The following is a 10307-nucleotide window of genomic DNA, read 5'->3' on the forward strand; positions in this document are numbered from 1 at the left end:
CTTACTGGGCTAGTTTTTCTAGCCCATCATACTTCCTGCTTTTTGTCAACCTTTTTTACTGGACTGGCGCTCTAGTGTCGGTGTCTGAGCCTGTGGGGTGGACGGCACAGACTAAGTAAGGATTGCGCGCCAAGAGGAGACAGCGTGAGCACTCATGGATTTTGGGCATGGCGGGCGCGTTGAGGTTTTAGTTCGGTTTTAGTTTCCCTCAGAACAGAGGCGAGCGTATCCTGGGATAATACGCCTAATTTGCTGGGGCGATCGTCCCTCCTCAATGATGAAAAAATTGTGTGTCTGGTTTGCTTGGATCTTCCTCGCTACGGGAGCTGTGGCTGGCTGTTCTCAATCGATTCAACAAGTATCAAACACCCCTACACTTCCACCGCCAGCAGTGGAATCAGCATCTCCAAGCAATATTGCTTCGTCGAAGCCGATATCAGGCACCAACGTAGCTGCGGGCAAACCAGTGATTGCCAGAAACGGAGGGATTACCTATCCTGGCTGGGCTAATGCTAACGATCCGGCTGATTACCAAACCACAACGAATTATCCAAAACTTGGGCGGTGGGGAAACGGCACCAATCAAGGTACTGGCACCTTTCAAATTGTCGATTTAGGTGCGGTTTATTCACTCAACGGTATTGGCTACAATATTGATTGGGATGGTGCGTTTAAGAATTCGCTAACCTTTCGCGTTGAGGTTTCAACAGATAATAAAACTTGGCGATTAGCTTCTGAGATAGTCCATCCTTACTCTCCAAAGACCAGTTTCAATAAACTTGATATTGATGTTGCAATTCCCCCGATGACCGCTCGATATGTCAAGTATTGGGAGCCACCAGACGGCCAATGGAATGGTTGGGGGACGTTCCATCAACTCCGGGCTTACTCCCCAAAAAAGTAAGAGGTTTAAGTGTCTTTTAGGATAGCTCAGAGCTGAACTCGGTGCGGTAGGGATGCGGAGCGACTAAACTTAAATTCAAACACACAATACTAAAGTCTTCTTCTAGCAAATCTGACCTTGCTTAGCAGCAGTAGAGTGACCAATAGGGTTACTACCAACCCACCTTTCATCCACTGGTTCCGATGCCAATTGATAACGGCTGTCCGAGGAGAGCCGAATAGAAGGAGAATGGTTATCCAAACTGGCATGAATGGTAAACATACCAAAAATCAGAACATCTCCAGCCTCGAATTCGGCACTCAACCAACGTCCTCCGTATTTACAGCGCAAAGAAACCGGGTTTCTGGATAAGGCTCCATCCCACCCTTTTTGATTGGACGCATACAAAGGGGCCGTTTTTCTGTTGGCACAATAGCGATCGACATCTTTACATCCATAGCTATTTTTAATAGTCTCTAGATGATGAGAATTTTCCAAAATCATTAACCCCCCTAATTCCCAAGGAATATCGCCTAAGGGAGTCCAAGCCGTGTAAAGCTTGTCAGTTCCCCGTCCCATATACACAATGTCACAATGAGCGTAAGTTCCTTTTCCTGGGGCGACGGCTCTAAGCCAGGTGTAATCGTAATGCCGGACTTGACCGCCTAAAAAAATTCCAAAAAATTCCATCATCCGTCCCGAATAAAGCAGTGTTTTCAGTGTTGAACTCCTGCTTGCTAAATCGGGACGGAAATGTATGTTTAATCCAGGTTTAGCGATGCAATCTAGAACAGGGCTTGATAGTTCCAAGCTTCCCTCAGCAGCTAAACAAGCTGCAATTTCCTGACGAGCTTGCCAAACCTCTTGAGAGTTAAGAAAGGCTTTTAAGTATAAGTAACCGTCTTGTTGCATCCTCCGTCGCAATTGCTCTGGCTGTCCGAGTACATCGGAGGAATCTTTTAGATAACCAAAAGCCTCCTCACGGCAATCTAGTTCATAACCTAGGGAACTTAGGGCTGTTTTTGTTTGCTTAATCAGCATCGTGGCTACCCGTTTAAGCCGGGACAGTAGAAACTTCAGTATTCAACAGATGTGCTGGATAACACCTTTACCTTCCAGGATGATCCGTCAGAGCTGCTGGATAACACCCTAATTTTAAATTAAACAGAAACTTTGCAGGTTAAGTCCGGGTTCTTTGGTGTTATCCGTGACTTTTGCGGGATACCACCCCCTATATCGGTTTTATCCAACATTAACTTATGTCACAACCTACCGCTCCTATGCAGCTTTACCGCTTACTGGAGGCAGAGCCTTCGCGAATCATGCCAAGGCGGAGTATTGGAACGAGTACGCTCGCCCCTCGCTGTAGGTTGGGTTGAGCTTATCACGTCCTTACTTATGGCTCAGTAAATAACGTGAAACCAAACATGACTCGATTGGGCGATCGCGCCAGGATTGAGGTATAGAAGCAGTGATGAGTGTCGGGTTTCATACTTCAACCCAACCTACAAGATCGGGCGATCGGATTAAGTTGAAGGATGCAATGCGCGAGCGGAATATTCTGGTGCAGCGCGGTTGTTAGGCCGTGACCTTAATAAGCGCGACCATCTTTGTGCGTTAAAGCCCATTCACCATTCGGCAGTTGTGTTGCTTTGAGATCGTCATTTGGGAATTCGACCTCATCTCCCTCAGTGCGATCGCCAATTTCAAGATAGGTTACATTTTCAGAGAAAGCGATTAATTAGTTGACGGGCGATACCCATGCCTGCCTTAAATCCATAGCACTCATCCGGATGCAAAACGAATGCCTCTTCACCTATAGCAATCCTAAATGATTTGTGAACACTACCCATACATATAATTTTTCGGGTAGTCCTGCATAGTCAGGATAATTAAGGGTTTTATTTAATAGATAAATCAGCGTTATAGCTCTGAATAAAATACCAAATAGCTCCCCTATGATTGGAGAGTTTTTTAGAAAATGAAATGGTTTTTCTTGCCAATCTAGATATTCTTTGTCTCATGGTATTATTAAATCTTTCTATATAGTTTGTCTGACCAGTATCCTTTCCTACTGCTCTCTGTCTTTTTTTAGGAAAAACTCTGCCATAAGAAAGGACAAAAGTCTGTATAGCTGACAGCACATTGACGATATACTGCTGGTAAAGAATTCCCAAGTCCTCGAGCACCCTCTTTATCTCTTTGGCCAATATATACTCCTATAATTTCTTTAGTCAAGACATCAATTGCTAACCAAATCCACTGCTTATTACCTTTATTTCCTACAAATAAATAACCGGATTTCATCGCATTGAATTGTTAGCTTCTCCCTTTTTTTATTTCACTTCCACTTGTCTTTTGACGGCAAATCCTAATTTTTTATTAACATAGTATTGTAGCCACCTTGGTGAAACCCCCGTCGCCCGCTTCTATCCCAGCCAGAGATATCTTTTCTAATAAAAGTCTATCTATCAATTCTCTTGTTTATTCCTCCACCGACTGATGTCTGGGAGCCATGACAAATTGTCTGTCACAATCTCGACATTTAAAGTTTTGTTTACCAGTGTGAGTGTGACCATTTTTCACAATATATTGAGAATTGCACCTGGGACATTTCATAAGCTAAAAGTTAAGGCAGATTGAATAAGTAAATTATAACAGGTTATCCTGACTATGCAGGACTACCATTTTTCGGAAAGCCAAATATTTGACGATTTAAAAAAAACATAAATAATCTCTTGACGATTGCCAAAAATTTACAGCGATGTGCTAATTTTATCATCAGATTTTTTCCTTGTAGCCAAATATCTTCAACTGGATTTTTTTCAGGGGCATTCGGGGCTTAGGAGATACAATTTATTTGCCATCCCTCGGGGCTTTTCTATTTATTTACTAAGTCTAAATAATCCCTTAACTCTTGTGATTTATGATAACTTGCTCCATCCCAAATAATTGTCAGCCTTGAGTTTGGGCGTTGTTTTATTAAAAATTTTAAAAAGCTAATTGTATTTGATGAATCTCCTTTCTTATAGGGTTGCAGTAAAAATTATTTATTTCCATAATTTAATGCCCCATAATAGGTTTGTCTCTGTTTCTGATTTGTCATCTCTACTTCTATTCTCCTATCGCTTTTTGCCCAGATATACCCGCATAAATTTCCCCACAATAAGTGACAGTCATCCAACATAAACACGCATAACTTACCTTTTTATATATCTGATTTCCATGTTTCTAAATACTGATTAATTTCTTTTTTTCAACGATCAATTTAGGGGAGCCTTGGGGATTTTTCTTCTGGGATTTTTTCCCAATAATTTTTGCTGATTCAAGTAAAGAATAGTAACGAGAGTTGAGACTGATAAATTAGTCGTATTTTGACTCTATATGGATAGCTAATTCTGCCAAATCCCACATTTAATTATGACTTAACCAGAGAATAATTTCTTCTTTGTCTGATTGACTTAAATAGCTAGGCTTCCCTTTGTAAGCTATTTTTAGCCCGTTTACTCCCCAGGTCAATTTTTTTTTATTCCACTTACTAATAAATCCTAAAGAGACATTTAACAGTTTTCTAATTTGACGATAGGATATTCCTGACAAACTCCATTTAACCGCTAATGCTCGTTTGACTTCTCTAGCATCTGGATTTCCTTGAATAAAATCTTCTAGTTCTTGCTTTTTGGGTTCCAGTACCTGGCTATCAATTCTGAGAATCTTTTGTTAGTTATGTCTTTTATATTTTACCATATGAGTGTTCACATCTAATTTAGGAGCGCTATAGTACCAGCGTTGGACTGCCTTCCAATACCAAAATAAATTCTTCTTGCTTTGAGTGGCTGTGAGCAAGAGCAGAAACTGCACCGGGTAAGAGATTGGTTAAATTAACTCCAAAATGAGTCAACCCAAAATACTCACCTAGTTTTCGCTTTTGTCGTCCCTGAACAAGGGAAGCATAAGGTTCTGGATATATCGTCTTACCGATCGGTACCCAAATCAATTCAGCTGAAATTGGCGATTGCTTCACAACTCACCCTCGCTTGCTATGTTAATGGCGTAACAAGCCGTTATTTCCTTCGGCTTGCTATTACATACCCCACGTATTATCCCAGCTATAGCACTCTTGAATCAGTTGATGTACCGCAGCATCAGCGGTTAAAAATGTACCGCAATTAGTTCTTTTTGTTCCAGAGGCCGCATGACCGACATCTTGATACAACACAAACTGACCGTCTTTAGAGTGAATAGAGAGCATAATAGCAACGCCATTTGTATACTGTTTCCACAAGCTAACAAATGAAGCTCCTTGCGGTATCAGGTTTACATCTTCGACATCACAAATCCATTGCCGTTGTTGTAAGTCTGTCCACGTATGTTCCTCTATCATTACATTCCATGCTCTTATACTATTTGAGTTGTATCATTACCCAAACAAATACTAATTGAGCCAAAACTGTAGAGAAATCTAACAGTTCGCTTGAGTGGCTGCAAGTAACCTTCGCAATGCACTAACGTCTTTCGTCAGTCCGCTCCAAGCGATAGGGCTGTTTTGTTGAAGTCATTCCATGATGCGGTTTAGAGCATCAGTTAAAGCTGACATAATATTGCCCCATAGAGAACTCTCGCATTATGAAAGATACAATGCGAATCGCGAAATCAACACATCTGCAGTTAGAGCTTCTTGAAGTATCTGGCGACTGGGAATAGCTCGAAGCCCACCTTTTCATAGGTGTGACGGGCTCTTTCATGACCCGGATCAGGTCCAGTCTCAACCATAGCAATAGACATCCCAGCGTCTTTACTTGCCACACAAGTGGTGGAACAGAGGACTGAGGGATTTCAATGCCCCTGGGTTCACGATTGGATATTCTGCTCGTCTAGCTCTCTTCTGCATTTACTGGAAGCCTGCCTTGTAAGCGTTCTGGGGGGGTGACAATCCGCCTGAAACCCTTATGGGCCAAAGATTGAGCTGCGTTGTGGTAAAAAAAGATAGGCAGCATAATTGTTACACGCCAGCCTATCCCAAAAAAATGTTACCAACATTCTATCAGACCCACTTACAAAAACAACTGGCGCCAGCTCAGTTTATTCTACTCACAATCTTGCTCAATTTGATACAATCAGAAAAACAAGTGAGATTAGAGCGACTCGCACGGGTATTTCCCTATCCAATTACCACCGAAAGTCGTCGTCGTAAGCTACAAAGGTTTCTCGATTTACCTCAATTAACTATCGCACTACTTTGGCATCCATTGATCGCTTATTGGTTAACAACTTATTGCCCTGTTGGAGAAAGCTTATCAATTGCAATCGACCGCAGCCAATGGGGATGTATAAATCTGTTTACGTGAAGCGAAGCTATCCCGAAGGGAATCGCCCTAATTTGGCAAAAAAGAGCCATCCCATTATATTGGTCGCTTTTACCAAAATTAGGAAACAGTAACTTACAAGAACAAATCCTCGCTTTAGAACAAGTTATACCATTACTTAAAAAATATAAAGTCATCATTTTAGGAGACCGTGAATTTTGTTCAGTAGACTTGGGAAACTGGCGATGCGGCAATGGGTGTGTCTTTTTGCTTGAGGCTAAGAAAAAATTATTGTCTGCAAACAGAAACATTAATGTGGCAGCGCTTAGACCAATTAGGATTAGTACCAGGAACTTCGTTATATTTCCAAGGAGTGAGGGTCAGGAAAACGCGGCCTGTAGCAGGATTTGACATTACCTGTAAATGGAAACGAAATTATCATGGGTGGAAGTAAAAGACGCCTGGTTTATCCTCACAGATTTGGGTTCATTGGCCCTCGCGCTCTCCGCTTATAAACAGCGGATGGGAATTGAAGAAATGTTCCGAGATTATAAGACAGGAGGTTACAATATAGAAGGGACTGGTTTAAGAGGAAACCGACTAATTAAAATAATTCTGTTAATGACGATCGCCTACAGTGCGGCTGTATTTGAAGGCAATGAAATCCAGAAAAAGCAGGTGCAAAAATATGTATCTCGTCGTAAAGAACCGATAAAAAAATACCGTAGACGGAGTACATTTGGCGTGGGCTTAGATGGAGAGCAGTGGATAAATTATCTCGATAGACATTCTGAACTGGTACAATAGTTAATGAAGTTAACTCGAAATAAACGCCGTTTTTATCAACAGGGAATAAGGGCTGCAACCCTTATTGGGTCTATTTCCTAGACCTCTTTGTCACCCCCCCAGGTAAGCGTTACTGAATTCACTGCGGGTTCAGGGCAGTGGTAGGTGGTTTTTCGCTCGGCTTTCCCCAATAAAGAATACCGAGAGCAAGTTTAGCTCCCGGTATCAGCTTTTCCAGTTCCGTTGTTGTTAAGTAAATCCAATTAGGCTCAATTTGGGAAAATTTGCCTCACTCGATTAAGCACAGCCGATCGTTATTGGTTAGCCTGTTCCAAAGCGGGATTCGTTGAAGCTCCAGCAATCTGGGCTAAGTTAATCTTGACGACTTTATTGCGAGCTTCAGTTACTTTGGGCAGTGTTAGCGTTAGAATGCCATCTTTGCATTCAGCTTGCACAGAGTCGTTTTGAATGTGTGCGGGCAAGGTAAGCACCCGGTGGAATTTGCCGTAGCGGAATTCTGAGCGGAGGTAGCCAGACTTATCGTCTGTGTTTTCGTAGCGGCGCTCGCCTGAGATGGAAATTGCTTCCGGAGTGACTTGAACGTCAATGTCTTTGGGGTCAATTCCGGGCAGTTGCGCTTTTAATAGGAAGTTGTCCCCAGCATCAGCCAATTCTAGAGCGGGCATCCAAGCAGCTTCTGAATTATCTCTCGTTGCTGCCAGTTGGTCAAAAACTTTATCGAGTTGCTGGCGGATGGTTTCAATGGACGTGAAGGGTTGCCAAGAGCGCATCAACATAATCTGTCACCTCAAAGATTGGTAAAGCTCTATAAGTTTGTTTTGGTTGAAGCTCATTGCTTACAGTTATTATGATGCCGCTTTATAAGTAGGAGCAACAGTCAGGAGAACCCAACCCAGTTAGTCGTATTTGCCAGAATAAGTGCGAAAGAATCAGAATTAATTGACATTGAAGGAAACCGTACAAAACTATTCCTAGAAACCTCATCATGCTGTGGCAACGCTGATGACCTTACCTCGCTCGAACTGTACGGCGTGAGCGTTGCGGGAAGTATCGCTGGTGTTGCCAACCGTACCAAAAACGCGGTGCGGGTGATGTGTAGCAGGGTAAGGACGTGCTCCCGCGGGCAATCGCTGCTTTCCAATAGCTATCGCTCGCGCTCATGAGGGATCTCGCATAATCCTACTCTTAAAAATGCGATCGCCCAAACTCTCCAAGCTCATTGGTTAGCCGACAGAGGTTATGTGTCCCTAGTTCAAACATCTTGATGTGCCTCAGTTATCCAAGGGTAATCTGTAAGCCAGTGGGCCGTTCATCCAAACAGGATAAAAGAAACATTGCCAGCATTTGACAAAACTCCACACCACTTGAAGGTGGCAGCACTGCGCCCGCCTATCACAAGGACCAAAAATCCAGCTTGCAAGGGAATTGACGGCTGTTCAAATCCACAGCTTGTTGCGCTTGTTACCCACCAAGGTTTGCAGTTCTTGGTGTTCAGCTACCTTTGGGATTTCTTCAGATTCTGGGGCTTCGCGCAGTTGATGTCGGGTCTTTGGAATGAGCGTGCATTACAGTGGTATGGTGGATCTCGGTAACTCGTTCCATGCCTCGTAGTCCCATGCCCTTGAGGTACATTGTGAGACACAGTTGCCTGACCGGAGTGGAAATACTGCTAGGGGCGGTAATGCTCAGGAACGGGCGACCACAGTGCTTGCATTTGTAGTATTGTCGCCCTTGACGACGACCATTCTTAAAAACCTCTGTGGCGTTACATTTGGGGCAGTTCATTTCACCCCTATTTGACAAAGAAGTATACCCTAGCTTAGCTTATTAATTTTACCTGCGAGTAAACATTACTCTTTCACAATGCCGCCTATATTTCAGGGTGAACCAATGACTCAAGAAAACAACTGGTTTGAGACAGCACGATTGGGAATGTTTGTTCACTGGAGCCATAGCAGCCAGTGTGGGTACGAATTATCTTGGCCGTTGGTTGGAGGCGTCTTTAGCCTGCCGTACTGCCAAGATGTCCCGGTAGCGGACTATCACCGCACCGCGCAAACTTTCAATCCGACTGAATACAACCCTCAAACTTGGGCGCATTTAGCGAAACGCTTGGGAATGCAGTATGTGATTTTGACGGCTAAACATCATGATGGATTTTCTTTATTTCATACCCAGCAATCCGACTTTTCTATCGAGTCTGCGCCGTACAAAAAAGATATTGTCCGAGAATTTGTGGAGGCGATGCGGGCGGAGGGTTTGCGAATTGGGTTGTATTTTTCCTTGATTGACTGGCATTACCCTGACTACCCGGCTTTCACAGAAGCCGACAAACCGTATCAGTTTGGGAAATTCCGACAGCCGACAAGTTCTCAGTGGGAGCGCTACCTTGAATTTATGTTCGCTCAAGTCAAAGAATTGTTGAGCAACTACGGAAATATTGACTTGCTTTGGTTTGATGGCGGTTGGGAGCGAAAGCCAGAGGAATGGCAAGCTAGACAGCTACATGAGATGATTCGCTCGCTGCAACCGCATTTGCTAATCAACGATCGCCTCCCTGGATTTGGAGACTTCGATACCTGCGAACAATTCATCCCCCCCCAACCGCCTCAGCGGACTTGGGAAGCTTGCCTAACTCTGAATGAAAGCTGGGGTTACAACCCGAAGGACACCCAATTCAAGTCAGCTCGTCAACTTATTCATACCCTCTGTGAAGTTGCCGGTAAAGGTGGCAATCTGCTGTTGAATGTCAGTCCAATGGGCAATGGGCAGATTCAATCTGAACAATTGGATTTGTTGCAATTGGCAGAAGAATGGATGGCTATCTATGCCCAGAGCATCGTAGGAACACAGCCTGGACTGGAACCTTGGCAATTTTACGGTCCTTCTACTCGGCGGGGCAATCGCTTTTACTTATTCTTGCTGATGCAGCCCTACGATTCAGTAACAGTAAGAGGTCTACCCATTAAACGGATTCAAGCCGTTTCTCTCGTTGCTGGAGAAGAATCATTGCAATACTCAACTCGCTGTGCCATTGTCGATTCTCTGTTAAGTGCCGATCCTTTTGGGGAGTTAACGATTCAAGTACCCTCGCTTGCCCTCGATCCCTATGCTACGGTGATTGCAGTTGATATTGCTCCAGCCAACGATACTGAGAGCAAGATTTGACCAGTTTCGCGATCGCACTTTTTCACTTCCTACCCCCGTCGCCTTTCGCACCCAACTCAACATCACTTCAGGGGGCGACAACGAAGCTAAAGCGGTTGCCCTATAAGCTTTATAGCTTTTAGTCCCCTCTGATAAAATGACTG

At 43.6% G+C, this 10307-nt stretch carries 10 protein-coding genes and 1 pseudogene; 4 read left to right on the forward strand and 7 right to left on the reverse strand.

What is annotated here, in order from left to right:
- Positions 1 to 274: 274 nt before the first annotated feature.
- Positions 275 to 904 (forward strand): discoidin domain-containing protein, encoded by a 630-nt coding sequence (locus QUB61_RS35150; protein ID WP_333134968.1) that lies wholly within the window; start codon positions 275 to 277, stop codon positions 902 to 904.
- A 102-nt stretch (positions 905 to 1006) separates the two neighbouring features.
- Here the strand turns inward: QUB61_RS35150 and QUB61_RS35155 are convergent, their stop codons facing one another.
- The 4 genes and pseudogenes from QUB61_RS35155 to QUB61_RS35170 all read right to left on the reverse strand — a co-directional run bounded on the left by QUB61_RS35155 (position 1007) and on the right by QUB61_RS35170 (position 5267).
- Positions 1007 to 1924 (reverse strand): phytanoyl-CoA dioxygenase family protein, encoded by a 918-nt coding sequence (locus QUB61_RS35155; protein ID WP_333134970.1) that lies wholly within the window; start codon positions 1922 to 1924, stop codon positions 1007 to 1009.
- Positions 1925 to 2784: 860 nt separating this feature from the next.
- Positions 2785 to 3502: pseudogene (locus QUB61_RS35160) on the reverse strand (IS1 family transposase).
- Between the two features lie 1156 nt (positions 3503 to 4658).
- On the reverse strand, positions 4659 to 4907 hold the full coding sequence (locus tag QUB61_RS35165) for a hypothetical protein (RefSeq protein WP_333134972.1): 249 nt from the start codon (positions 4905 to 4907) through the stop codon (positions 4659 to 4661).
- Positions 4908 to 4967: 60 nt separating this feature from the next.
- Positions 4968 to 5267, reverse strand: a complete 300-nt coding sequence (locus QUB61_RS35170) for a hypothetical protein (protein ID WP_333134974.1) — start codon at positions 5265 to 5267, stop codon at positions 4968 to 4970.
- Positions 5268 to 5856: 589 nt separating this feature from the next.
- Here QUB61_RS35170 and QUB61_RS35175 point away from each other — a divergent pair.
- Positions 5857 to 6231, forward strand: coding sequence for a hypothetical protein (locus tag QUB61_RS35175; RefSeq protein ID WP_333134976.1), 375 nt, complete (start codon positions 5857 to 5859; stop codon positions 6229 to 6231).
- Between the two features lie 381 nt (positions 6232 to 6612).
- Positions 6613 to 6996, forward strand: coding sequence for a hypothetical protein (locus QUB61_RS35180; protein ID WP_333134978.1), 384 nt, complete (start codon positions 6613 to 6615; stop codon positions 6994 to 6996).
- 293 nt (positions 6997 to 7289) lie between these two features.
- Here the strand turns inward: QUB61_RS35180 and QUB61_RS35185 are convergent, their stop codons facing one another.
- The 3 genes from QUB61_RS35185 to QUB61_RS35195 all read right to left on the reverse strand — a co-directional run bounded on the left by QUB61_RS35185 (position 7290) and on the right by QUB61_RS35195 (position 8781).
- Positions 7290 to 7772 carry an Hsp20/alpha crystallin family protein gene (locus tag QUB61_RS35185; RefSeq protein ID WP_333134980.1) on the reverse strand — a complete coding sequence of 161 codons (483 nt, stop codon included), beginning with the start codon at positions 7770 to 7772 and terminating at the stop codon, positions 7290 to 7292.
- A gap of 207 nt (positions 7773 to 7979) precedes the next feature.
- Positions 7980 to 8123 carry a hypothetical protein gene (locus tag QUB61_RS35190; protein WP_333134982.1) on the reverse strand — a complete coding sequence of 48 codons (144 nt, stop codon included), beginning with the start codon at positions 8121 to 8123 and terminating at the stop codon, positions 7980 to 7982.
- A gap of 385 nt (positions 8124 to 8508) precedes the next feature.
- Positions 8509 to 8781: an IS1/IS1595 family N-terminal zinc-binding domain-containing protein gene (locus QUB61_RS35195; protein ID WP_333134984.1), complete on the reverse strand. Its 273-nt coding sequence runs from the start codon at positions 8779 to 8781 to the stop codon at positions 8509 to 8511.
- 105 nt (positions 8782 to 8886) lie between these two features.
- On the opposite strand from QUB61_RS35195, the gene QUB61_RS35200 reads away from it, so the two are divergent.
- On the forward strand, positions 8887 to 10164 hold the full coding sequence (locus QUB61_RS35200) for an alpha-L-fucosidase (RefSeq protein ID WP_333134986.1): 1278 nt from the start codon (positions 8887 to 8889) through the stop codon (positions 10162 to 10164).
- The last annotated feature ends 143 nt before the right edge of the window (positions 10165 to 10307 follow it).

Origin of the sequence: Microcoleus sp. C2D2 (assembly GCF_036702495.1) — a bacterium.
Classification (GTDB): domain Bacteria; phylum Cyanobacteriota; class Cyanobacteriia; order Cyanobacteriales; family Microcoleaceae; genus Microcoleus.